The following is a 24829-nucleotide window of genomic DNA, read 5'->3' on the forward strand; positions in this document are numbered from 1 at the left end:
CACCCATGCGCATCCTCTGGATCCTGCCCTACTCGCCTTGGCCCGCTACCAGCGGCGGCAAGACGCGCCAGTTTCATTTGCTGCGCAGCCTGGCTGCGCGCGGGCATCGGATCACCTTGCTGCTGCATGACAAACATGCGGTATCGCTGACGGATCGCCAGGTGCTGGAAGCCTTTCTGGAACAGGTGATCATCCTCCCCCGCCGCCCGCTGCGCAGCCTGAAGACCCTGCTGGCCGGGCTGTTTGCGCCGTACCCGTTGCTGGCCAGTGTGAATGGCCTGTCGGGTGAACTGCAGGACACCTTCGAGCTCTTGCTGACCGAGCATTGGGACGTGGTGCAGATCGAACATACCTACACCTTCCAGCCTTACGAAGCTGCATTGGCCCGTCGCTCCCAGCCGTTTGTGCTGACCGAACACAATGTCGAATCGTCCCTCGGCGCCGCGACTTACGACCGCCTGCCCGGCTGGGCGTTGCCGTTCATACGCTACGATCAATGGCGCTACGGCCGCTGGGAACACCGGGTGATGCGCCAGGCCGCGCAAGTGGTCGCCGTGACCGACGCCGACGCCCAGACCCTGGCGCAGATTGCCGGCAAGCCGGTACCGGTGGTGGTCAACGGGGTGGATTGCGCGCACTTCGCTGCTGCCCGACCCGACCCGACGACCCGCCGCGTGCTGTTTCTGGGCAACTACGAATACGCGCCCAACGTCGATGCCATCGAGTGGGCACTGGATGAGATCCTGCCGAAAGTGTGGGCCCGCTGCCCCGACGCACGCATGAGCGTCTGCGGTTTCGGCATGCCGGAAAGCTGGCGCGAACGCTGGCAGGACGGACGCATCGAATGGCAGGGCTTTGTCCCCAACCTGCTGGCCCTGCAATCGAGTTGCTCGGTGTTTCTGGCACCGTTGCGCCATGGCGGCGGCTCCAAGCTCAAGGTGCTTGAAGCCCTGGCCGCCGGCCTGCCGCTGGCGAGTACCGACCAGGGCGTGTCCGGCCTGGACCTGGTGGAAGGCCTGGATTACCTCGGCGGCCAGACCGCTGAAAGCCTGGCCGACGCCGTGGTGCGCCTGTTGCAACAGCCTGAAGTCGCTGCTCCCATGGGCGAAGCCGGTCGCGCTTATGTGCGCCGTGCCCATGACTGGAGCGTCGCCGCCAGCCAGCTGGAGCAGGTGTACGCGCAACTGTCGCCCCAGAGCCAAAAGGAGCCGGCATGCGCATAGGCCTCGATTACCGCACCGTCGGCACCTCGCCGCAATCAGGCATCAGTCGCCAGGTGTACGCCCTGGAAGATGCCCTGCGCACCCTGCCCGGCATCGAGCTCGAACGCTTCAGCGTCGCGCCGCTGGGGGATGAGCTGCGCCTGAACGTGCATTGCCCGGACTGGGGCTGCGCCAAGACCGCCATGCACCAGCCGCACCAGCGCCTGCGTTTCGAGGCGGGCTACCTGCCCAAGGCGCTGCGCAATGAGCACATCGATGTGTACATAAGCACCTTCAATATGGGCCTGCCGCTGCCGCCCAAACCCCAGGGCCTGCGCACCGTGGTGCTGCTGCATGACCTGTTTCAGATCACCCTGGACAACTATCACGCCAACCGCCTGAAGGCGCTGATCTACAAGGCCAGTGATCGGCTGTCGATCACCTATGCGGTGCACACGGCAGACCGGGTGTGGACGCCTTCGCAGTACAGTGCCGACGAAACCGCGCGGCTGTTTCCCAAGGCGGCAGGCAAGATTCGCGTGTTGCCCAACCAGGTGGTCGGTTTTGTCGGACTGCCGGCGGACCTCTCGGCCCGGCAACTGCCCGAGCGCTACTGGCTGCTGGTGGGTACCCGGGAATTGCGCAAGAACGTGCCGTTCCTGGTGGACGCCTGGCAGCAAGCGCGCAGCCAGTCGCCGAGCGTGCCGGAACTGGTGCTGGTGGGCAGCCTGGAGCATTTGCCCGAAGCACAACGCAACTACCCGGGGATACGCGCCTTGAGCGGCGTATCCGACGCTGAATTGCACGGGCTCTACCGCAAGGCCTTGCGCCTGTGGCAGCCTTCCTACGCGGAAGGCTTTGGCTTGCCGGTAATCGAAGCCCTGAGCGTCGGCACTCCGGTGGCGGTGGCCAGCGGTACCTCGCTGGACGAAATCACCCCGCCGCTGGCACCGCGGTTTTCACCCACGGACGGCGCGGCGCTGGTGCAATTGATGCTGCACCTGGCCGACCAACCCGTCGAACAACCACCTGAACAGTTACGCAGCTGGGCCGAACGCTTCAACCACCAGGCCTACCGTCGGCGCCTGGCCGAACTGATCGAGGAATTGAATTGAGAATCTCACTGGGTAGCCTCGTCGCCATCGTCTTCGGCCTGCTGTTTGGTGGGTTGATCCTGTTTCTTTCCCCGGTCAAGGCCGTGCTGGCAGTGATCGGCCTGGCCGCTGCCGTGACGATTCTGCGGTTCCCGTTCTGGGGACTGCTGCTGTTCGCCCTGGTGGCGACGTTCATGCCCTACTCCACCCTCAACCTGGGGATTCGCAGTACGGTCAGTGAGGCGCTGATCGCCCTGACTTGGGCGGCGGTGATCTGGCACGGTTTCCTCTCGCGCCTGCCGGCCGCCCCACCGCTGTCGCGGCGCCCTACCGACCGCATGTTGATGTGGCTGATGATCTTCACAGTGGTGCCGTTTATCGTCGGCCAGGTCAGCATCACCGCCGAGGCCAGCGGCGTGGCGAACTGGTTGCGTTGGCTGCTGAACCTGTCGGTGCTGTTCCTCGCCGCCAAGCTGCTGGTTGAACAGAAGAACCGCGAAGCCCTGGTGATCGCCTTGTTGCTGGGCACACTGGCGATGCTGGTGATGTCCATCGGCGTATTTATCCGCTCGCGCTCGGCCTCGGGCATGTTGCCGATCCTGACCCTGATGAACTACGGCAGCCTCGACACCCTGTCCCTGGGCCTGGGTGCCATGGCCTCGCGGATGGGTTCGCCATGGATGCACCCGAATGCCACCGGCGGGATCATGGCGCTGCTGCTGCCATTGGCGTTCTGCTACGGCATCACCAACACCGGCTGGAAACGCGGTCTCGGCCTGGGCGTTGCCTGCCTGGGTGCGGCGGCCCTGCTGTTGGCCAGCAGCCGGGGGGCGATGGTCAGCCTGGCGCTGGTGCTGATCTGGATGGCGTCGCGGCGGGTGCCGTACACCGGGCGTTTGCTGATGATCGGCGTGGCGTTGGCGGCGGCGCTGGTAGTGTCGTATCCACCGCTGCAGGAACGCCTGGCGACGATCTTTTCGGCGCAGAACGCGAGTACGGAAGTGCGCTTTGACGAATACCGCATGTTCCCCCAGGCCGTGGCCAGTTACCCGCTGGGCATTGGCTTCAAGGTTGACCCTCCAGTGCCGGGTACGCACCTGCTGGGGATTTCCAACCTGTGGCTGAATTTCGTCTACAAGACCGGGGTGATCAGCATGCTGCTGTTTATCGCAGTGACCTGGCGCTGGTGGCGCGAGTCCCGTCCGGAAATCGGCCCGATCCGCCTGACCAAGGACAATGCGATCTGGCTGGGCAGCACGGCGGGGATTCTGTCGGCGCTGGTCAGCGGCTTTTTCGACCACTACTTCAGCTTCGCCCTGGTGATGATTGCGCTGTTCTGGCTGATGGTGGGGATCAACGTGCTGGAGGCGCGGCGGCTGTTTCCGGCGCGTCTGCCAAAGGTCAAGACCGTGGCGCATCGCAAGCCTGTGTTCAATAGCGTCGGGCCCTAGGCATGCTCGGATCGGCGTTCTGGTTGACCCTGGCAACCTTGCTGGGGCTGTGCCTCGGGTTTGCCCGTGAGTGGTTGCTGGTGGCGGCGTGGGGTGCGGGCGAGCGCAGCGATGCGTTCCTGATCGCGCTGTTCTTGCCCGAAGCGTTGCGCATGTCCCTGGCCGGGGGTGTGCTGAGTGCCGCCGCCCTGCCGCTGTACCTGCAACGCAAGGACGGCGAGCGCCTGGACTGGCTGGCGGTGTTGTTCCCGGCGCTGTTGCTGATCGCCCTGGTGACCAGCCTGCTGCTGACGTTGCTGGCGCCATGGCTGGTGCAACTGCTCGGCCCGGGGCTGGCGGCGACGGCCACCAGCCTCGCCAGCAGCAACTTGCAGATTCTCGCCTGGAGTGTGCCGGGGCTGATGCTGCATGCGCTGTTCAGTATTCCGCTGCAGGCCAGCGAGCGCTTTGTGGTCGCGGGGCTCGGTTCGTTGCTGTTCAACCTGCCGCCGGTGACCTACCTCGCCCTCGCCGGTACCGCCACGCAACCGCACTCGCTGGCGTTGGCCTGCCTCACCGGCAGCCTGCTGATGCCCCTGGCGCTGTTGCCGTCGATGCTGCGCCTGGGCTGGCGGCCGTGGCGGCTGCGGGCTTCGACATTGGAATTGCGCGAGCTGGGCGCTCGCATAGGCCCGCTGCTTTTAAGCAACGGTGCCAGCCAGGGTTTGGCGCTGATTGAACGGCTGGTGGCGTCCTTGCTGGGTGAAGGTGCGGTGACCTGGGTCAACCTGGCCCGCAAGCTGATGAACTTGCCGTTGATTGCCCTGATGAGCCTCAACCAGGTGCTGCTGGGCATGATGAGCCGGCGCCAGGGCGACGAGCGCCTGGCCCTGCTCAAGCGTGGCCTGGAAACCGCCAGCCTGCTGACCTTGCCCGCAGGCGTCGGCCTGGTGGCGGCGGCGCCGAGCCTGGTGGCGTTGCTGCTGCCCAAGCAGTCGGTGGATTCGCCGTTGCCGCTGTTGCTGGCCTGGTTTGCCGTGCCGCTGGTGTTCGGCGCCTGGAACGCCCTGCTGGCGCGTTATGCCTATGCCGCCGGCGACACCCGCCAGCCGCTGCGTTGCGAGTTGCTGGGCAGCCTGGTGAACGTGTTGCTGCTGGGTGTGCTGCCGTTTGTGTTTGGCCTGGCGGGTATCCCGCTGGCCGCCCTCGCCGGCGTGCTGTGCACGGCGTTGCTGCTGATGCAACGCCAGGCCTTGCTCGGCGCCCTGCCCTGGAAGGGGCACTGGTTGCTGAGTGGGCTGGTGATGGGCTTGGCGGCGTTGGTGTTGTTTCGGGTTCAAGGTATTTGGCTTCAGCTGGGGTTGAGCACCCTGGCGGGGGCCGTGGTGTTGCTGGGCATGGGCCTGTGGCTCAAGCCGTGGCGCAAGGCAGATTTATAGAGTGGGAGCAGTCAGGTGAAAAAACGCTGGATTCAAATGGATATTGCCAAGGGCATTGGCATCCTGATCATCGTGTTCGGGCACAGCTGGTTTGTCGCCAGTTCCCTGGACTTGCTGTACCCGCTGCTGGCGGTATTTATCCTGCCGTTGTTCTTCTTTCTCTCCGGGGTGTTCTTCAAGCCTGAACAACCCTTTGTCGAGATGGCGGTGCGCAAGGCCGATGCACTGCTCAAGCCGTTCTTCTTCACCATGCTGGTGTACATCCTGATCCGCGACCTGCTGCGCGGCCAGGCACTGCTGCCGGACATCGGCGGCGTGCTGTATGCCTCGGTGGACACCATTCCATGGCAGGCGCTGTGGTTCCTGCCGCACTTCTGGGTGGCGATTCTGTTCGGCTGGGTGATGTTGCGGCTGATGCAGCGCCTGGGCTTGTCGCTGGCCATGAGCTGCGTGGTGATCACCCTGCAATTGATGCTCGGGATCTGGACCCTGCCGTGGTTCTGGCAGGTGCCGGTGACCGTCGGCGGGCAGACCTGGACGATGCCGGGGCTGCCGTTCAGCATTGATGTGACGTTGATCAGCAGTACCTATTTTATCTTTGGTTACTTGCTGCGGGACGTGCTGCGTCGCCACCAGAGTTCGTTGCTGACGCTACTGGGCGCCATGGCGTTGTTTGCGGTGGTGTTCATCTACAGCTGGGACACCATGGACCTGGCACAGCGGCGTTACGACCACTGGCTGTGGACCAGTTTGCTGGCGGTGATCGGCGTATATGTATGCTGGGCCCTGGCCGGGGTGATGATGGTCTCGGGGCTGCTGACGCGGGCGATGACGTACATCGGGCAGTCGACGTTGATTCTGTTGATCTTCCACGGGGAAATTCAACACAAGACGGTGGACTTGATGGAACGGTTCGGGCTGCATCCGCTGCTGTCGGCGAGCATCGGGCTGGTGGTGGCGGTGGTGGTGCCGTTGATGATCGGCGAAGTGATCAAGCGGGTAGCGTTCCTGCGGTTTTTCTACTTCCCCTTCCCGATACGCAAGGCACCGGCGGTGGCCGGTGAAAAGCCTGGAGCTTGAGGCGTGATGTGGGAGCTGGCTTGCCTGCGATGGCATCACCGCGGTGTGCCTGAATTACCGAGGTGATGCTATCGCAGGCAAGCCAGCGCCTACAGAAAAACGCTCAATCATCCAGTGCCGGTTGTGGCGCTGGATGCTTGGTGTTTTTGCCCGCCTTGGCGCCAGGCTTGCCAGCTGCAGGGGCAGCCGGTTCCGGTTCGGCCGGGGCGGCAAGGTCCTTTTCAGCCTGGGGCATCTGATCAATCGCGCTGAAGAAATCCGCCAGGCTGAGGGTGTCGGGTGGCACGGTCTTCTCGAGTTTTTTCTCGCCGTCCTTGCCCACCAGGATCACCTTGGTACCACTGCCGGCGCCCAGCTTGAGTGCGCGGATCAGCGCGTTGGTTTCCGGCGGCGCGAGCTTCTTGTTGTCCTTCGCGTCCTTGGCGAACTTCTCGCCTTCAGCGCCGATGCTGCCAAAGGACACGGTGTACAGCACCATGTTGCGCTCTTCAAAGGACTGCTTGTTGGCAGGCTCGTCCAGCTGTTTCTTGAGGGTGGCCAACGTCGGGTTGCCGGAGTCGAGCTCCACCACCACCAACGGGCGGGACTTGCCCAGGTCCTGCTTGAGCGGATTGAGATCATCCGCGGCCAACAGCGGCCCCGTAAAAGCCATCAGGGTAGCCAGGGTCAGCGACCGGATGAGCATGCACACCTCCTTTGAATTCCATGCAGGGTTCTTGAGTTTCATGTCTGCGACAGTCAAATTCAAGGATGATTCCTACAACAACTTCAGAAAGCGTAGGTCAGGACGCCCGCGACGCAAGGCGTTTAGCCACCTTACGCCTCATTGTTTCTTTTGATTGCGGATGCTCACGACGGCCAATGCCGGGCAAATACCGGCGCTACGTTTGGGTGGGCATCCACCTGCGCCAGCACCCGGGCAAACTCAGGCCGCGACTGGTGCAGCGCGTCCCGCCCGCCTGCCCAACGCGACACCGCCGCAGCCATGATCGCCAGTGCATTCGGAACCTGCGCCGGGGTGGACAGTTGCTCGGCAAATTGATCGGCAAACACTTCCCAGGCCCCATGCAGGCGGCGACGGGTGCCGCTGATCAGCTGTTCATGCTGCTGCGCATCGGGGCTGTCGGTCCAGCGTTCCGGATAGTCGATGATGCCAATCGCCGAGTAACAGTTGGCGGCGATGTACACCAGGCCGCGAATGACTTGGGCGGGCTCCTCGGGCAGCAGCTCTGAGGCGGGAAACTGCAGGCCCAGGTGAATCAGGATCGCCGCGCTTTCCGTCAACACGCTGCCATTGGGCAGTTTCAGGGTGGGGATTTGCTTGAGCGGGTTGATCCGCGCCAACGCCTCGTTGCCCACGCGGTCTTCCCAGGAGCAGGCGTCGACCTGGCACCACTCGACACCGCAACGCTGCAGGGCAATTTCGATGATGCACGAGCCGGTGCCTTGGGTTCCGTAAAGGGTGTACACAGTGCCAAGCCTCCTGACAGTGGATTGAGGTGTTAGGCTAGGCCGTTCATTCGTTCAACGGGAAGCCATCATGCACAGCAAACGCGTCACGATCGAAGACTGGGACGGCGACGGCGCCATCCGCCTGCCAGACGAAGCCTTGCAGGAACTGGGGCTGGATGTGGGCGACACGCTGTACATCGTCGAGACCTATGTGGGCACGCAAAAAGGCTTTGTGCTGTCGACCACGCCGAAAATTGCCGACCGGATGGATGAGTTAGTGGAAGAGCTGAGCCATAAGCCCTAGCGAGCCAGCCTGGCTTGCAACCCCGCCTTCACCTGTGGCCATTCCGGATCAATGATGCTGAAGCGCACCGAGTTGCGCTTGCGGCCATCGGGCATGATGCGCTCGTGGCGCACGATCCCTTCCTGTACCGCGCCGAGGCGCAGGATCGCGGCCCGGGATTTTTCGTTGAGTTCATCGGTGGTGAACTGCACCCGCACGCACTCCATCACTTCAAACGCGTGGGTCAGCAGCAACAGCTTGGCCTCGGTGTTGACCCCGGATTTCTGCACCGACTGGCTGATAAACGTGTGGCCGATCTCCAGCTTGCGATTGACCCGGTCGACCTTCCAGAACCGGGTGCTGCCCACCACTTCACCGGTGTCGCGGCGCACGATGACAAACGGCATCACGGTGCCTGCCTCACGCCCGGCCAGGGCAATGTCCACGTACTTTTCGACGGTGTCGGGCCCCGGCACGTTGGTCACCTTGAGGTTCCACAACTGCCCGTCGGCAGCAGCCTGTACCAGGGCGGTGGCGTGTTCGCGTTGCAGGGGCCGGAGTTCGACCGTGGTGCCGGTCAGGGTGATTTCAGTCATGGGAGGGCTGCGCTGTCTGGTGGTCGTCAGTGGCCAAGATTGCAGGCTCTCGCCACCTCAAGGCAAGCCGTTTTAGAACAAGCCCATCTGGCCGCCCACCAGGGTGCCGAAGTCATCGTTTACAAACGGCAGGATCGCGTCCGCCACCGGTTGCAGTTGCCGGGTGACGTAGTGGTCGTAGTCGATCGGCGCCTGGCGCACTTCCAGCGGTTCGGGGCCATTGACGCTGATCACGTAGCTGATCCAGCCACCGTTCTGGTACTGGCGCGGGCGACCCTGGCGGTCGTTGTATTCGTCGGCCAGCCGCGCGGCGCGCACGTGGGGCGGTACGTTGCGCTCGTAGTCACCCAGTTGCCGGCGCAGGCGCTTGCGGTAGATCAGCAGGTCGTCGAGCTCGCCGCTCAAGGTGCGACGTACGTAGTCGCGCACATAATCCTGGTGGGGCTGGCGGTGGAAGATGCGCTGGTAGAGTTCCTGCTGGAATTGCCGGGCCAGGGGCGACCAGTCGCTGCGTACGGTTTCCAGGCCCTTGTAGACCATTTCTTCGCTGCCGTCGGCACGGGTGACCAGCCCGGCGTAGCGCTTTTTGCTGCCCTCTTCCGCACCACGAATGGTCGGCATCAGGAAGCGGCTGAAGTGGGTTTCGTATTGCAGTTCCAGGGCGCTTTGCAGGCCGAACTCATTCTGCAGGCGCTCGCGCCACCAGGTGTTGACGTGCTGCACCAGGTCCAGGCCGATGCGCGTCGCGTCTTCCTGGGAATGGGGGCTGCCGAGCCAGACAAAAGTCGAGTCGGTATCGCCATAGATCACCTCATAACCCCGGGCTTCGACCAGCTCGCGGGTCTGGCGCATGATCTGGTGGCCGCGCAGGGTGATGGACGATGCCAGTCGCGTGTCGAAGAAGCGGCAACCACTGGATCCGAGTACGCCGTAGAAGGCGTTCATGATGATCTTCAGCGCTTGGGACAGCGGCGCGTTGTGTTCGCGCTTGGCCACTTCGCGGCCCTCGGAAACCCGCGCGACAATCGACGGCAGGCAATGCCGGGTGCGGGAAAACCGCGCACCGCGAAAGCCTTCCACCGACTCGCTGTCTTCGGGGTGACGCAGGCCTTCGATCAGGCCCACCGGGTCGATCAGAAAGCTGCGGATGATCGACGGGTAGAGGCTTTTGTAGTCAAGCACCAGCACCGACTCGTAGAGGCCCGGGCGCGAATCCATGACAAACCCGCCGGGGCTGGCCTGGGGTGGTTTGTCTCCCAGGTTCGGCGCGACGAAACCCTGGCGGTGCATCAGCGGCATGTACAGGTGCGTGAACGCTGCCACCGAACCGCCGTTGCGGTCTGCCGGCAAGCCGGTGACGCTGGCTCGTTCGAGGAGGAATTTCAGCAGCTCGGTCTTCTCGAAAATCCGCGTGACCAGCTCGCAGTCCTTGAGGTTGTAGCGTGCCAGCGCGGGCTTGTCCTCGGCGAACATGCGGTTGATTTCGTCCATGCGCTGGTACGGCGTGGAGATCGATTTACCTTCACCGAGCAAGGTCTGGGCGACGTTTTCCAGGCTGAAGGATTCGAAACTCCAGGTGGCCGAGCGCAAGGCTTCGATGCCATCGATGATCAACCGCCCGGCCGCTGCCGCGAAGTAGTGATTGCGGCTGCCGTGCTCGCGCCAGCCCATGGCATCGCCGCCACGGCCCAGCAGCAGCGGCACGTTCAGGCGTTGCGCATGTTCGTGCAGCACGCGCAGGTCGAACTGCACCAGGTTCCAGCCGATGATCGCGTCGGGGTCATGGGTGGCGAGCCACACATTCAGGCGTTCGAGGAGTTCGGCGCGGGTGTCGCAATAGTCGAGCTTGAAGTCCACCGCATCGGTGTTGTTGGGCGGGCCGAGCATGTACACCTGGCGCTCGCCGCAACCTTCCAGGGCGATGGAATACAGGTCGCCCTGGGCGGTGGTCTCGATGTCCAGCGACACCAGCTTGAGGGGCGGGCGGTAATCCGGCGCGGGTTTCATCTGCGCCTCCACCAGCATGCCGCCCTCGCCCGCTTTGCCGCCGAACAACACCGGCGCGGTGATGAAGCGCTCCATCATGTAGCGATCGGGCGGGCGCACATCGCCTTCGTAGACGTCGATGCCGGCTCGACGCAGGCGCTTTTCCAGGTCCATCAATTGGCGATGCTGTTGGGTGTAGAGGCCCAGCACCGGGCGATGGTGGAAGTCGCAGAGCGCCAGGTCACGCAACTCGATACCGCGCTCGCCCTTGAGCTGCAGCTCGGCGGGCTTGCGATGGGCTTGCGGGATGAACATCACGGAGGTCTGCACCGGCAAGCGCACGAACCTGGGGCCTTGATCGGTAGCCAGCCAAAAGCTGACCTCCGTGCCCGCCGGGGTGTCGCGCCAATGCCGGGTCAGGACAAACCCCTGCTGTAAATCCACCTTGCCACACCTCAAGAATCACTTTCAGGGCGTGATTCTACTCGGCCTGTGCCACGGCGCGGCGATTTAACCGAAATGGCCTACGTATACGGAGAGTAATCTCACAAACTTGTTGCAGAACATTAATGACAATTACTATCATTCGCACCGGAGTCGTATCCGCGCAGCGAGGACGCGCAACGTTGTTGCCCTTTTCCTCACATTGACGGTTCGCCGTCAGGATCGACCATGCCCACTTCCACCCGTTTGGCTGTGCCGTTTCGCCCTACCCTGCTCGCCCTTTGCTGCTCCCTGAGCCTCGCCGCTCACGCCGCCACTCCAGAAACCCCGCAGGATGCGAACAACAGTCAGGACGGCAAGGCTCTGGAACTGGGCGCTACCACCATCAGCGCCGACGCGGCCACGCCCAACGCCCTGCCCCCGGTGTACGCCGGCGGCCAGGTCGCCCGCGGCGGGCAACTGGGGGTGCTGGGCAACCAGGACATCATGGACGTGCCCTTCAGCATGTCTTCCTATACCGAAAAATTGATCCGTGACCAGCAGGCCGAGAACGTCGGCGATGTGCTGCTCAACGATTCGTCCGTGCGCCAGGCGTCGGGGTACGCGAACCAGGCCCAGGCCTTTGTGATCCGTGGCCTGCCGCTGAACGGCGATGACATTTCGTTCAACGGTCTGTACGGCATCCTGCCGCGCCAGATCATGTCCACCGACGCCCTGGAGCGGGTTGAAGTGTTCAAGGGCCCCAACGCCTTTATCAATGGCGTGACGCCCGGCGGTTCCGGGATTGGCGGCGGCGTGAACCTGCAACCCAAGCGCGCCGATGATGTGCCGTTGCGGCGTTTCAGCACCGACATCAGCAGCGATGGCCGGGTCGGCGAGCACCTGGATATCGGGCAACGTTTTGGCGAGGACAATCGTTTTGGCGCACGGGTGAATATTTCCCAGCGCGAAGGCGACACCGGGATCGATGACGAGAGCCAGCGTTCGAAGCTGTTTGCGGTTGGCCTGGACTATCGCGGTGATGCGCTGCGTTTGTCGGGAGACTTTGTCTACTCGAAACAGCAGATCAATGGCGGGCGCAACACCGTGTTGCTCGGCCAGAACCTGACCCATATCCCCAACGCGCCTTCGGCCGACACCAACTACGCGCCGAGCTGGGGCACCAGCAGCCTGGAAGACACTTTCGGCATGTTGCGCGCCGAGTACGACCTGAATGACAACTGGACCGCCTACATCGCAGGCGGCGCCAAGCACACCAACGAGATTGGCCGTTACTCCTCGGTCACGTTGAATGACACCCTGGGCAATGCCACCGTCAGCGGCTCGCGCATCGCCCACCAGGAAGACAACACCAGCCTGATGGCGGGCTTGAATGGCAAGTTCCAGACCGGCGCTGTCAGCCACAAACTGAACTTCGGGTTGACCGGGATCTGGGCCCAGACGCGCAACGCCTATGACTTCGACCTCAACGGCCACGCCAGCAATATCTATAACCCGGTGGACGTTGCCGAACCGGTCAAGGGCAGTTTCGTCGGCGGCGACCTGAACGATCCGGGCATCACCGCCAAGACCTTCGCCCGCAGTGCAGCGGTCTCGGACACCCTGGGCTTTATGGATGATCGCTTGCTGGTGACCGCCGGGTTGCGCCGCCAGGAACTGGTGGTCCAAGGGTATGCCTACGGGTCGGGCCCACGTAACGCCAATTACGACAAGTCGATCACCACACCGGTGTACGGCTTGGTGTTCAAGCCGTGGGACCACGTGTCGTTCTATGCCAACCATATCGAAGGCTTGGCCCAGGGCCCGACCGCACCTCAGAACGCCGGCACCGCGCCCATCACCAATGCCGGCCAGGCCTATGCCCCGGCGCGCTCGAAACAGACCGAAGCCGGGGTCAAGCTCGACATGGGTACCTATGGCGCAACCCTGGGTGTGTATCGCATCGAGCAACCAACTGACGGTTACTCACAACTCAGCGCCGACGGCTTGAGCGCCACCTATGTTCGCCAGGGCGAGCAAGTCAACAAAGGCGTTGAGCTCAACGTGTTCGGTGAACCGATCGCCGGCCTGCGCCTGCTGGGCGGCGCAACCATCATCCACACCGAAGTCCACGGCACCCAGAACGGCGCCAACGACGGCAACCGCGCCATCGGCGTACCGACCTTCCAACTGAATGCCGGCGTGGACTGGGATGTACCAGGCCTGCAAGGCGTGACAGTCAACGGACGGATGCTGCGCACCGGCGGCCAATATGCCGACGCGGCCAACAACCTCAGCCTGCCCGCCTGGAACCGCTTCGACGTGGGCGCCCGCTACACCTTCAAGGTGGACCAGCGAGACGTCACCCTCGGCGCCACTGTGGAGAACGTCGCCAATACCAAGTACTGGGAATCGGCACTCGGCGGCTACCTGACCCAAGGTGACCCGCGCGTGGCCAAGCTGTCGGCCAGTATCGACTTCTAACCCTAGTCAATGTAGGAGCTGGCTTGCCTGCGATGCAGGCACCGCGGTGTGTCAGATGCACCTCGGTGATGCTATCGCAGGCAAGCCAGCTCCTACAGAAAGCAGATCTGCCTGCACCCGGGTTGTTTGCCGGACATTGGACAGCCGAACGCCAACTGCGTAGTTTCCCAACCACTGCGCACAAGGACCCCGGCATGTCCCCCGACCTCACTTCCATCGAGCTGTTCCTCAAGGCGGTCAAGCTGGGCAACCTGTCCCGGGCGGCCGAGCAATCCCATCTCTCCCTCTCTGCCGCCAGCCGACGCCTGTCGCTGCTGGAGCAGCACTTCAAGGTCGCCCTGCTGACCCGCACCTCCACCGGCGTTTCACCGACGGCAGCCGGGGAAGTATTGGCCCAGCATGCACAATCGATCCTGCGGGCCGTGGACGGCATGCACGCCGATCTCGCCGATTACGCCAAGGGCGCCACCGGCCGGGTTTGCCTGTACGCCAACAGTTCGGCGATGAGCCAGGAACTGCCGCGCCAACTGACCCAGTGGAACACCTTGCACCCGGGCATCCGCCTGGATATTCGCGAGGAGCGCAGCCGGGAGATCCTCCAGGCCGTGCGCGAGGGCGTGGCGGATGTCGGCATCGTCACCACCCGCCCCAGCGAAGAGCTGCGGTTCGAGCCCTACTGCCAGGACCGCCTGTGCCTGCTCGTGCCCAATGACCACCCACTGAAAATGCGCCATGCGCGCTTCGAGGATTTGCTCGGCTATGACTTCGTCGGGCTGGAGGACAACGCCGCCATCACCCCGTTGATTACCGAGGCCGCCGCGGCGATCGGCATGCCGTTGCGGCTGCGGGTGCAGGTGCGCAGTTTCGAAGCAGTGTGCCGCTTGATCGCCGCCGGCCAGGGTGTGGGCGTGTTGCCACAGGGCGCGGTGCAGATCTTCCGCAAGGAGATGGCCTTGCGCTTTATCGAAATCGACGACAGCTGGGCCGACCGGCAGATGTACCTGTGCATGCGCAAGGAACAGCCGTCACTGACGAGCCTGGCACTGTTCGACTACCTGAGCGCCAACCCTGCGTAAACCTTTGGCCTTCGAATTTTGCGAAGGCCGATTTCACAATTAGCAATTCCCCTGTTGTCACAGCTGTGCCAAGAATGCCCCCGCCAGACCTTCCTATAAAAACAAGACAGGAGACACGGCGTGTCCCAATCCCACACCCGCCCCACCCACCGCATCGCCGTGATTCCCGGCGACGGCATCGGCCGCGAAGTGGTGCCCGAAGGCCTGCGGGTACTGGACGCTGTCAGCCGGCGCTTCGGTATTCACTTTCACTTCGACCACTTTGCCTGGTGCAGCGAACACTACCTGGCCCACGGCACGATGATGCCCGACGACTGGGCCGAACAGATCGGCAGCCATGACGCGATCTTCTTCGGCGCGGTGGGTGCGCCCGACATCATTGCCGACCACACTGCGGTGTGGGAGTCGCTGCTGAAGATCCGCCGCCAGTTCGATCAATACGTGAATATCCGCCCGGTGCGCCTGATGCCCGGCGTGCCCTGCCCGCTGGCCGGCCGCGTGCCGGGGGACATCGACTTTATCGTGGTGCGGGAAAATACCGAGGGTGAATACTCCAGCGTTGGCGGCCGCATGTGGGAAGGCACGGCGCGGGAAATCGCAGTGCAGGAATCGATCTTCTCCCGCGAAGGCGTGGACCGCGTGGTGGACTACGCCTTCAAACTGGCGCAACAGCGGCCGCGGAAAAACCTGGTGGCGGCGACCAAATCCAATGGTATCTCGATCACCATGCCGTTCTGGGACGAGCGGGTTAACGAAATTGCCCGGCGCTACCCGGACGTGAAGACCGCCAAGTTCCACATCGACATTCTGTGCGCGCACTTCGTGCAGCATCCCGACTGGTTCGATGTGGTGGTGGCCTCCAACCTGTTCGGCGACATCCTTTCCGACCTCGGCCCGGCGTGCACCGGCACCATCGGCATTGCGCCGTCGGCCAACCTCAATCCGGAGCGGCGCTACCCGTCGCTGTTCGAGCCGGTGCACGGTTCCGCGCCTGATATTGCCGGGCTCGGTGTCGCCAATCCCATCGGGCAGATCTGGTCGGCCGCGCTGATGATCGAGCACCTGGGCGACGGTGATCCGTTTTATCAGGAAGCGGCGGCAGCCATCGTGTCCGCCATCGAAACGGTGCTTGCCGAAGGCCCGCGAACCCGGGAAATGGGCGGCAGCGCCAGCACTGTCGAAGTGGGTCGCGCCATCGCCGAATGCGTCGCAGGGAACAGGAGCTGAACATGACCAACGCACATTACATCGCCAACCAATGGCTGGCGTCGACCTCGCTGGAAGACATTCCGGTGATCGACCCCAGCACCGGCGAAACCTATTCGAGCATCGCCCGTGGCACGGCCGCCGATATCGAGGCGGCGATCAGCGCGGCGCGCCTGGCACTCGGCGAAACCTTCGACGGCCCGTGGGGCCGGTTGTCGGCCGTGGAGCGCAGCCGTTTGCTGGCCAAGCTTGGCGCGGCAGTGCTGGAACATCATGAAGAGCTGGCGCAGATCGAGGCGCGGGACACCGGCAAGGCGCTGAAAGTCGCCCGCGCCGATGCCACCGCCCTTGCCCGCTATTTCGAATACTACGCGGGTGCCGCCGACAAACTGCACGGCGAAACCCTGCCCTACCAGGCCGGCTACACGGTGTTGACGGTGCGCGAACCCCACGGGGTGACCGGGCATATCATCCCGTGGAATTACCCGATGCAGATTTTCGGGCGCAGCGTCGGCGCCTCGTTGGCGGCGGGCAATGTGTGCGTGGTCAAGCCGGCGGAAGATGCCAGCCTGTCGTTGCTGCGCCTGGCGGAAATCGCTGCCGAGGTTGGTTTTCCAGCCGGCGCGATCAACGTAGTCACCGGTTACGGCTACGAAGCCGGCGCGGCGTTGTGTGCACACCCGGGCATCGATCACATTTCGTTCACCGGCTCCACCGCCACCGGTACTGCCGTGTCGAAAGCCGCTGCCGAACGCCACTGCCCGGTCACCCTGGAGTTGGGCGGCAAGTCGCCGCAACTGGTGTTCGCCGATGCCGACCTGGATGAAGCGTTGCCGGTGCTGGTCAACGCCATCATTCAGAACTGCGGGCAAACCTGCTCCGCCGGCAGCCGTTTGCTGGTGGAACGCAGCATTTACGAAACCCTGCTCGCACGCCTCAGCCAACGTTTCAGCGAACTGCGCGCCGGGCCTTCGGCGCTGGACCTGGACATGGGCCCGCTGATCAATCAGAAGCAGCTGCGCCTGGTGCGCGAGTTTATTCGTCAAGCCGAACGGGAAGGGATCACCGTCGCCGCGCGCGGAACGGTGGTGGCCGAGGCCGGCAGCGGCGGGTATTTCCAGGAGGCGGTGCTGTTTCGCGATGTGCCGCCTGACAGTCGCCTGGCGCAACAGGAAGTGTTCGGCCCGGTGCTGGCCGTGATGCCCTTCGATGATGAAGCCGAAGCGATTCGCCTGGCCAACGGCACCGAGTTCGGCCTGGTGGCCGGCGTGTGGACCCGCGATGGCGCGCGGCAAATGCGCCTGGCGCGCACCCTGCGTTGTGGCCAGGTGTTCATCAATAACTATGGCGCCGGTGGCGGCGTTGAATTGCCATTCGGCGGCGTGAAGGCCAGCGGGTATGGACGGGAAAAAGGCTTCGAGGCGCTGCTGGGCTTTACCACCTTGAAGACCATTGCGATCAAACACGGTTGATTCCTCACAACAACAAGAACGGAGAACACACCATGCGTTTAGCCAATAAAGTCGCGATCGTCACCGGCGCCGGTTCGGGGTTTGGCGAGGGCATCGCCAAGACTTTCGCGCGCCAGGGCGCCAAGGTCATCGTCGCCGACATGAACGCCGTCGGCGGTCAGCGGGTGGTCAATGAAATCGCCGAAAGCGGCGGCCATGCGCATTTCATCGAGGTCAACGTGGCCAACGATGAAAGCATGGGCGCCCTGCTGCGTGGCACTTTGGAGCAGTTCGGCGGCCTCGATATCGTCATCAACAACGCCGGTACCACCCACCGCAACCGGCCGATGCTGGAAGTCGACGAAGCCGAGTTCGACCGGGTGTTTGCGGTCAACGTCAAAAGCATCTTCTTGAGCGCCAAGCATTTTGTGCCGCATTTTCGCGGCCAGGGCGGCGGCGTGTTCGTCAATATTGCCTCGACGGCGGCGATCCGCCCGCGTCCGGGACTGGTCTGGTATAACGGCAGCAAGGGCGCAGTGGTGGTCATGAGCAAGACCATGGCGGCGGAGCTGGGGCCGGACAATATCCGCGTCAACTGCGTGAACCCGGTAGTGGGTGCCACGGCGTTGCTCAGCGAATTCATGGGCGTGCCGGACACCCCGGAAAACCGCCAGAAATTCATGGCGACCATTCCCCTGGGGCGCTTTTCCACCCCGCAAGATGTGGCCAACGCCTGCCTGTACCTGGCGTCGGACGAAGCGGCGTTCATCACCGGCACTTGCCTTGAAGTCGATGGCGGGCGCTGCGTGTAACTCACTCTCACAGGGACCGGAATTGCTATGTGTGATCGTCATAATAAGAACGAGCCGAACACCCGCGAATTGCTTGAAGGCCTGCCAAAGAACTGGGGTAAATGGGGCCCGGACGACGAAGTCGGCGCCCTCAATTACCTGACTGAAGCCGAAGTACTGCGGGGCGTGGCCTCGGTGCGCCAGGGCAAGACCTTTACCCTGCAAGTGCAGATCGGCCACCCTGACGGCGACCCGATGTGGCCGGCGCGCAACCCGTCGATGCGCTTCAATACCCTCGACCACAGCCATTACCACTTCGGCAAACAGCCGCACATGACCGGTGGTGCGGCGTATTCCGACGACGTGATCTTCATGCAGCTGCAAGGCTCGACCCAATACGACGCCCTCGGCCACGCCTGGTACGACAATCAACTGTGGAACGGCTACGACGCCCAGACCACCGTTGGCGGCATGGCCAAGGCCAGCGTGCTGGCGATTGCCGAACGCGGCGTGGTGGGCCGTGCGGTGCTGATCGACATGGCCCGCCATCGCGGCAAGAAGTGCCTGGGCCGGGGCGAAACCTTCAACCACCTGGACCTGCTCGACGCCGCCAAAGCCCAGGGCGTGACCATTGAAAAACGTGACATCCTGATCATCCGCACCGGGTCCATGGGGGCGTTTTATGAGCTGGGCAAGACCGAGTTCTTCAAGGACCTGATGGAGCCGGGGCTGACCTACAGCCGGGAGCTGGTGGAGTGGTTCCACGAGATGGAAATCCCCAACCTGGTGACCGACACCATCGCCAACGAAGTGATCACCGACCCGGTGTCCGGGGTGCAGATTCCGCTGCATTGCGCACTGATGCGCAACCTGGGGATCGCCTTCACCGAAATCGTGTTGCTGGAGGAACTGGCCGCCGATTGTGCGGACGACGGCCAGTGGAAATTCCTCTACACCGCCGCCCCGCTGAAGATTGTCGGGGGCAGTGGCGCACCGGTGAATCCGGTGGTGATCAAGTAGCCGTTCCGTCTCAGTGGCGAATTTGCGAATCGCGAACGCGCCACTAGACTCAAGGCTCCTCTCACATGGAAGTCCACTCAATGAATGTATTGCGCCCTCTTCGCCAGGCAATTGCCCTGGCAACCCTGCTGTCTGCTGGTGCCCTGACGGCACATGCTGCCGATATCCCGTTGTCCAAGTCGCTGGAAGCCGATGAGGTGACCACCAAGGTGCTGGAGGTGGATGCCGCCAACCATCAGGTGGTGCTCGAAGGTGCCGAAGGCCGCAAGGTGCATGTGCAGCTCAGCGACCAGGCCAAGGACCTGGGCAATCTCAAGGCAGGTGATCAGGTCAAGGTGCTGGTGACCCATTCGGTCGCCGCCGTGCTGGACACCGACATCGACAAGAGCGCACCGGACGCCACCGAGAAGACTGGCGTCTTGCGCGCCACCGCGGATAACCCGAACCCGGGCGGTGCGGCCTTCCGCCAGGTACAGGTGCAGTTGAAGATCACCCACATTGACCTGGCGAAAAACCAGGTAACCCTGGAAAACCCGGCGGGCCAGAGCAAAGTGCTGACCGTGGAGAAACCGGAAATTCGCGCCGGCCTCAAAGACCTCAAGGTCGGCCAAAGCGTGTTGGTGACCTACACCGATACCCTGGAAATCAGCACCGCCCACGAAGGCTGATGAATGCGGCGCCCCATCAGCTCACGGCTGATGGGATTTCGCCAGATAGTCTTCGATGTTGTTCATCTGATCATCCCAGCCTCGGGAGTTCTTCTTGTAGGCCTTCTGGCGGCGAACGTCCGGGATCCCGTCAAAACCTGACTCCACCACGCGCAACAAGATGCCTTCGGCGTGATCCTCGAGGGTGAACTCCACCAGCGTTGGGGTTTCCGCGTCGTAATCCACATCCTTGTCTACGGCGTAGGGATGCCAGCTGAAAGAGAACCGTGTCTGTGGTTCAAGCCGCTCGATCCTTGCCTTCCACACCACGTGCTCGTAACCGGGATAGGTGATCGGGGCTTCAATGGCCCGGCCCTGGGCAAACTGTTTGCCCTTGAGGGCGATGCCAAACCAGCTGCCGAATTGCTCGGCGTCGGTCAGTGCTTCCCAGACCCGTTGGCGTGGAGCGTTGAGCAGGACTTTACGTTTGATTTCATTTGATTCGTGCATGAGACACCTCCTGTATTGACAGTAGGCGACATCGACCAATGCGCAACCTTTGAAAAGGGATAGGGCATGACGGTGTCATGCCCTTGTGGCGTCAAACGTGGGGATCACCCGGCGCCTTGGCAGGGGTTGCGTATTGCGGCTTCAAGTGGCCTTCCTGATCGAGCAGCCAGGCGTCCATGATCTGGCGCACCACCGGCCCCGCCACTCGGCCACCGGCCTCGCCGTTTTCGATCATCACCGAAATCACGATCCGCGGGTGCTCCGCCGGGGCAAAGCCGACGAACAAGGCGTTGTCGCGGTTGCGCTCCAGGGTCTTGAGACGGTTGTAACGCTCGCCCTGCTTGATCGCCACTACCTGCGCAGTACCAGACTTGCCAGCAATCCGGTACTGCGCACCGGCTGCAGCCGCCCGGGCGATACCGCGTGGATCGTGCATTACCAATTGCATGCCGTGGTTGACCTGCTCCCAGTCGCGCGGGTCTTTGAGCACCACGTTGGGCATCGGGTTTTCATCCACCGGCGGCACGCCATTGATGGTCTTGGCCAGGTGCGGTCGGTTCCACACGCCCTTGTTGGCGATCAGCGCAGTGGCCTGGGCCAGCTGCAACGGGGTGACCTGCATGTAACCCTGGCCGATGCCGAGGATCACGGTTTCACCCGGGAACCACGGCTGGCGCCGGGTAGCGCGCTTCCAGGCTTGGGACGGCATCAGGCCGGCTGACTCTTCGAACATGTCGAGGGAGACTTTCTGGCCAAGGCCGAACTCGGCCAGGTAGTCGTGCAGGCGGTCGATACCCAGCTTGTGGGCCAGGTCGTAGAAGTAGGTGTCGTTGGAGCGCATGATCGCTGCGTCCATGTCCACCCAACCATCACCGCTGTGGTTCCAGTTGCGGTATTTGTGGTCGAAATCCGGGAGTTGGTAATAGCCCGGGTCGAACACCCGGGTCTGGGCGGTAACCACGCCGCTGTCGAGGCCAGCGATGGCGACTTCCGGCTTGATCGTCGAACCCGGCGCGTAGAGCCCGCGCAGCACGCGGTTGAACAGCGGACGGTCGAGGGAGTCGTGCAGCGCGGCGTATTCCTTGAAGCTGATGCCGGTGACAAACAGGTTCGGGTCGAAGCTTGGCTTGCTGACCATCGCCAGCACTTCGCCGGTTGCCGGGTCGAGAGCAACCACCGAACCACGGCGGTCGCCGAGGGCTTCTTCGGCGGCTTCCTGGAGTTTGACGTCCAGGCTCAGCACGATGTTTTTGCCGGGGATCGGGTCGGTGTGCTTGAGCACCCGCAGGACGCGGCCCTGGGCGTTGGTTTCAACTTCTTCATAGCCGACATGGCCATGCAACTCGGACTCGTAGAAACGCTCGATCCCGGTTTTACCAATGGACTGCGTGCCCCGGTACTCCACTGAGTCGAGGGCTTTGGATTCTTTTTCGTTGATCCGGCCTACGTAGCCAATGGAGTGGGCAAAGTGCGCACCCAGCGGATAATGGCGGACGAATTGCGGCTCGACATCCACGCCCGGCAGGCGGAATTCGTTGACGGCCAGCACGGCTATCTGCTCTTCGGTCAGCTCGTAGAACAGGGTGACGGGCACGAAGGGATGACGGGCTTGCTTGAGCGCCTTATCAAATACGCCGCGATCCTCGGCGGGCAGATGCAGGAGGCTGACGATAGCGTCCAGCTCTCCTTTGAGATCGGTGGTGCGCTCGCGGGTGATGGTCAGGTTGTAGCTGGGACGGTTGTCGGCAAGTACTACGCCGTTGCGGTCATAGATCAGGCCGCGGGTCGGTGTGATCGGCAGGACGTGGACGCGATTGTTTTCGGAAATGGTGGAGTGGTAGTCGTACTGCACCACCTGCAGGAAGTACATCCGACCTACCAGGGCGCAGGTAATGCCGATTACCAGCAGCGCGCAGGCCAGCAGCCGCTTGTTGACCAGGCGGTTTTCTTTTTCGTGATCCTTGATCGGTATTGGTTCAGGCATTTCTACAGCATCTCGTTGAATAAGGTCGACGCCGCTTCCTGCGGAGGAAAAATCAGTCCTTGTGAAAATGTGCTGCACCATACCAAAAATGCAGAAACACTTTGCATCGATTTCCCTGAACGGTGTGCTAATGGAGCCTGTTCATGCACTTTGGTTTGAGCCGTTGACCTTATTCATGCGTTTTTATGCTGACGATCAGCTCAGGATCGACTTGGGCTCCAGGAAGGCTTCGAGGCCGAATGTGCCGTACTCGCGGCCGATACCCGATTGCTTGAAGCCACCAAATGGCGCAAGAGGCTCATGGGCCAGGGTATTGATCAGCACTCGGCCAGCGTCTATACGGCTGGCCAGCCTGCGGGCGCGCTCGGGATTTGAAGACAGGATGTATGCCTGGAGGCCGTAGGGTGTGTCGTTGGCGATGGTCAGGGCCTCTTCCTCGGTTGCGTAGGTAATGATCGAGAGCACTGGGCCGAAAATCTCCTCGCGGGCGATGGCCATTTGGTTGGTCACCCGGCTGAATACGGTTGGTTTTACGAACCACCCGGCTTTGATGCCCTCAGGCAAACCGCGACCTCCTGCCAATAGGTGGGCGCCCTCCTCGATTCCGATCTGAATGTAGCGCTGTACGCGCTCCCACTGTTTTTGGCTGACCATGGGGCCGACCGCAGTGGCTGGGTCACGAGGGTCGCCGGCTTGCACGTTGCCCACCTCGTCGATCATCAGCGCTTCGATTTCTTCCAAACGACTTTCGGGTACCAGGATTCGAGTGCCGGCGATACAGGCCTGGCCGCTGTTCATGAAACCGGCCTGAAGGGCCATGGGCACGGCCGTCTTGAGGTCCGCATCATCGAGAATCAGCACCGGTGATTTGCCGCCCAGCTCTAGGGTCACGCGCTTCAGGGTCTCGGCGCCGGTCCGCAGGATTGTTTTGCCGACAGCGGTTGAACCCGTGAAGGACACTTTTGCGATGTCGGGATGGGCGCTCAACACGGCGCCTACGGTTTCGCCACGGCCAGTGACGATGTTGAATACACTGGGAGGCAAGCCTGCGTCATGCAGGGCGCGGGTGACTAGCGAGGTCTGGATTGCGCTCATTTCACTGGGTTTGATCACGGCGGTACAGCCGGCGGCCAACGCCGCAGCGAGCTTGCCGCAGATAAAACCGGCGTTGCTGTTCCAGGGTGTGATCAAGCCGGCCACACCCAGCGGCTGCATGACCACCTCGGCGATGCCAATGCGTCGGGAGAAGTTGTAGCTCTCCAGTACTGAAGCGGCATCTTGCAGGACGCTGGCTGCATGCTTGGCCATCCACCGCGCACGGGATATTGGGGCGCCGTACTCCTCGATAATCGCGTCGGTAAGTGCGTCCTCAATGGATTCAACTGCGGCGTGAAGGCGTTTGAGATAGTCGATGCGCACATCTTTAGAGCTGTGGGAGAACGCGGTAAAAGCTCGCTTGGCGGCAGCGATGGCATCCAGGGCGTCTTGTTCATTTGCCAATCGAACCTGGCCGATACGCTGGCCTGTTGCAGGGTTGAACAGGTCAAAAAGCTCTTCGCCATGGGGCGTCACAAAGGCGCCGTTGATGTAAATCTGGTTGATGTATTGCATAGGTCCTCCGGGACGCTGAGCTAGTGCGTCCTACGGTAAGTCACTATGATTAAGCTGATAAGCCGTACAAATCGGCATGAGTTGATGAGCGATTCAGGACAATGAATACATCCGGGCTGAATGAGTTGGAAGCGGTGCTGGCAGTGGCTCGGCATCGCAGTTTTCGTGCAGCGGCGACCGAGTTGAATGTGTCGACATCGGCGTTGAGCCACTCTATCGCGGGGCTTGAAGCGCGGATGGGGGTGAGGCTGTTCAATCGCACCACGCGCAGCGTGTCGTTATCTGAAGTGGGCGCGGAGTTTGTCGAAACCATTACCCCTGCACTGTTGAGCATTCGCACGGCCTTGGAACAGGCAGGAAATCGCAGCGCGGAACCCAGCGGTACCTTGCGCCTGAATACCTCGGCGGGGGCGGCAAAGCAGGTGATGCCGTTGCTGCTGGAGTACCTGCGACGTTATCCACGGATGAAATTGGATATCGTCACTGAGGGGCGGCTGGTGGATATCGTCGCGCAGGGGTTTGATGCGGGGATTCGGCTCGGGGATACGGTTCCTCAAGACATGATCGCAGTCGATATCAGTCCGGCCCAGCGTTTTTCGGTATTGGGCAGCCCGGACTATTTTGCTCTCAACCCAGTTCCCGTCAGTCCCATGGATCTGCGGGCCCACCAGTGTATTCGCAGCCGGATGCCCAGCGGGGCGATCTATCACTGGGAGTTTGAGCGACATGGCGAAGCGCTTGCTGTCGAGGTGCAAGGGGTTTTGACCCTGGATAATCCGACTCTGATGCTTGAGGCTGCCAGGGCGGGACTAGGCTTGACCTATCTTACGGAATGGAATGCCGCTGCCGATTTAGCGAACGGGACGTTAGTGCGCGTACTGGAGGAATGGACGCCGTCTTTTGACTGCTTGCGCCTCTATTACCCAGGTAGGCGCCATGTGCCGGCCGGGTTAAGGGCACTGATTGAGTTGATCAGGGAGCAAGGCTTTTAACCAGGCTGGATCTTTTTTACGGCCAACAGCTCTCTCCCCGTTTTCAGACCGCCCAAAACAAAACCCCTGACT

21 protein-coding genes are annotated in these 24829 nt (G+C 62.5%); 14 read left to right on the forward strand and 7 right to left on the reverse strand.

The window, feature by feature from the left end:
• Positions 1-5: 5 nt before the first annotated feature.
• The 5 genes from C0058_RS22170 to C0058_RS22190 are packed head-to-tail and all read left to right on the forward strand — an operon-like array spanning position 6 to position 6245.
• Positions 6-1223, forward strand: a complete 1218-nt coding sequence (locus C0058_RS22170) for a glycosyltransferase family 4 protein (RefSeq protein WP_102369588.1) — start codon at positions 6-8, stop codon at positions 1221-1223.
• Positions 1214-2317, forward strand: a complete 1104-nt coding sequence (locus C0058_RS22175; protein ID WP_008434566.1) for a glycosyltransferase family 1 protein — start codon at positions 1214-1216, stop codon at positions 2315-2317. The genes C0058_RS22170 and C0058_RS22175 overlap by 10 nt, the downstream gene beginning before the upstream one ends.
• Positions 2318-2319: 2 nt before the next feature.
• Positions 2320-3747: an O-antigen ligase gene (locus tag C0058_RS22180; RefSeq protein WP_032899307.1), complete on the forward strand. Its 1428-nt coding sequence runs from the start codon at positions 2320-2322 to the stop codon at positions 3745-3747.
• Positions 3748-3749: 2 nt separating this feature from the next.
• Positions 3750-5165 carry a murein biosynthesis integral membrane protein MurJ gene (gene murJ / locus C0058_RS22185; RefSeq protein WP_003208222.1) on the forward strand — a complete coding sequence of 472 codons (1416 nt, stop codon included), beginning with the start codon at positions 3750-3752 and terminating at the stop codon, positions 5163-5165.
• A gap of 36 nt (positions 5166-5201) precedes the next feature.
• Positions 5202-6245, forward strand: a complete 1044-nt coding sequence (locus tag C0058_RS22190) for an acyltransferase family protein (protein ID WP_102369589.1) — start codon at positions 5202-5204, stop codon at positions 6243-6245.
• Positions 6246-6348: 103 nt separating this feature from the next.
• On the opposite strand, the gene C0058_RS22195 is transcribed toward C0058_RS22190, so the two are convergent.
• Both C0058_RS22195 and C0058_RS22200 read right to left on the reverse strand, forming a co-directional pair.
• Complete coding sequence (locus C0058_RS22195) at positions 6349-6930, reverse strand: DUF4174 domain-containing protein (protein WP_003208227.1); 582 nt, start codon at positions 6928-6930, stop codon at positions 6349-6351.
• Between the two features lie 164 nt (positions 6931-7094).
• Positions 7095-7715: a glutathione S-transferase N-terminal domain-containing protein gene (locus tag C0058_RS22200; RefSeq protein WP_102369590.1), complete on the reverse strand. Its 621-nt coding sequence runs from the start codon at positions 7713-7715 to the stop codon at positions 7095-7097.
• A 70-nt stretch (positions 7716-7785) separates the two neighbouring features.
• Here C0058_RS22200 and C0058_RS22205 point away from each other — a divergent pair, with 70 nt between their 5' ends.
• Positions 7786-8001, forward strand: a complete 216-nt coding sequence (locus tag C0058_RS22205) for an AbrB/MazE/SpoVT family DNA-binding domain-containing protein (RefSeq protein WP_003208231.1) — start codon at positions 7786-7788, stop codon at positions 7999-8001.
• Here the strand turns inward: C0058_RS22205 and C0058_RS22210 are convergent.
• Complete coding sequence (locus tag C0058_RS22210; protein ID WP_008434573.1) at positions 7998-8576, reverse strand: GNAT family N-acetyltransferase; 579 nt, start codon at positions 8574-8576, stop codon at positions 7998-8000. The genes C0058_RS22205 and C0058_RS22210 overlap by 4 nt on opposite strands.
• Before the next feature lie 72 nt (positions 8577-8648).
• Positions 8649-11006 (reverse strand): DNA polymerase II, encoded by a 2358-nt coding sequence (locus tag C0058_RS22215; RefSeq protein WP_102369591.1) that lies wholly within the window; start codon positions 11004-11006, stop codon positions 8649-8651.
• 228 nt (positions 11007-11234) lie between these two features.
• Between C0058_RS22215 and C0058_RS22220 the strand changes: the two genes are divergently transcribed.
• The 7 genes from C0058_RS22220 (at position 11235) to C0058_RS22250 (ending at position 19681) form a co-directional block, all read left to right on the forward strand.
• Complete coding sequence (locus C0058_RS22220) at positions 11235-13469, forward strand: TonB-dependent siderophore receptor (protein ID WP_102369592.1); 2235 nt, start codon at positions 11235-11237, stop codon at positions 13467-13469.
• A 194-nt stretch (positions 13470-13663) separates the two neighbouring features.
• Complete coding sequence (locus C0058_RS22225) at positions 13664-14545, forward strand: LysR family transcriptional regulator (RefSeq protein WP_003208237.1); 882 nt, start codon at positions 13664-13666, stop codon at positions 14543-14545.
• 120 nt (positions 14546-14665) lie between these two features.
• Positions 14666-15772, forward strand: coding sequence for a tartrate dehydrogenase (locus tag C0058_RS22230; protein ID WP_087695327.1), 1107 nt, complete (start codon positions 14666-14668; stop codon positions 15770-15772).
• Positions 15773-15774: 2 nt separating this feature from the next.
• Positions 15775-17223 carry an aldehyde dehydrogenase family protein gene (locus C0058_RS22235; RefSeq protein WP_102369593.1) on the forward strand — a complete coding sequence of 483 codons (1449 nt, stop codon included), beginning with the start codon at positions 15775-15777 and terminating at the stop codon, positions 17221-17223.
• Positions 17224-17255: 32 nt separating this feature from the next.
• Positions 17256-18014 carry an SDR family oxidoreductase gene (locus tag C0058_RS22240; protein ID WP_008434578.1) on the forward strand — a complete coding sequence of 253 codons (759 nt, stop codon included), beginning with the start codon at positions 17256-17258 and terminating at the stop codon, positions 18012-18014.
• Positions 18015-18041: 27 nt separating this feature from the next.
• Positions 18042-19013: a cyclase family protein gene (locus tag C0058_RS22245; RefSeq protein WP_102369594.1), complete on the forward strand. Its 972-nt coding sequence runs from the start codon at positions 18042-18044 to the stop codon at positions 19011-19013.
• Positions 19014-19093: 80 nt separating this feature from the next.
• Positions 19094-19681, forward strand: coding sequence for a hypothetical protein (locus tag C0058_RS22250; protein ID WP_102369595.1), 588 nt, complete (start codon positions 19094-19096; stop codon positions 19679-19681).
• A 21-nt stretch (positions 19682-19702) separates the two neighbouring features.
• Here the strand turns inward: C0058_RS22250 and C0058_RS22255 are convergent, their stop codons facing one another.
• From C0058_RS22255 to C0058_RS22265, 3 genes are all read right to left on the reverse strand, one after another.
• Complete coding sequence (locus C0058_RS22255; protein WP_003208248.1) at positions 19703-20170, reverse strand: SRPBCC family protein; 468 nt, start codon at positions 20168-20170, stop codon at positions 19703-19705.
• A 91-nt stretch (positions 20171-20261) separates the two neighbouring features.
• Positions 20262-22154 (reverse strand): penicillin-binding protein 2, encoded by a 1893-nt coding sequence (mrdA, locus tag C0058_RS22260; RefSeq protein ID WP_003208249.1) that lies wholly within the window; start codon positions 22152-22154, stop codon positions 20262-20264.
• Positions 22155-22349: 195 nt separating this feature from the next.
• Positions 22350-23765: an aldehyde dehydrogenase family protein gene (locus C0058_RS22265; RefSeq protein WP_102369596.1), complete on the reverse strand. Its 1416-nt coding sequence runs from the start codon at positions 23763-23765 to the stop codon at positions 22350-22352.
• A 101-nt stretch (positions 23766-23866) separates the two neighbouring features.
• Here C0058_RS22265 and C0058_RS22270 point away from each other — a divergent pair, with 101 nt between their 5' ends.
• Positions 23867-24757 carry a LysR family transcriptional regulator gene (locus C0058_RS22270; protein ID WP_087695321.1) on the forward strand — a complete coding sequence of 297 codons (891 nt, stop codon included), beginning with the start codon at positions 23867-23869 and terminating at the stop codon, positions 24755-24757.
• Positions 24758-24829: the final 72 nt, after the last annotated feature.

It is taken from the genome of Pseudomonas sp. NC02 (assembly GCF_002874965.1).
GTDB lineage: Bacteria > Pseudomonadota > Gammaproteobacteria > Pseudomonadales > Pseudomonadaceae > Aquipseudomonas.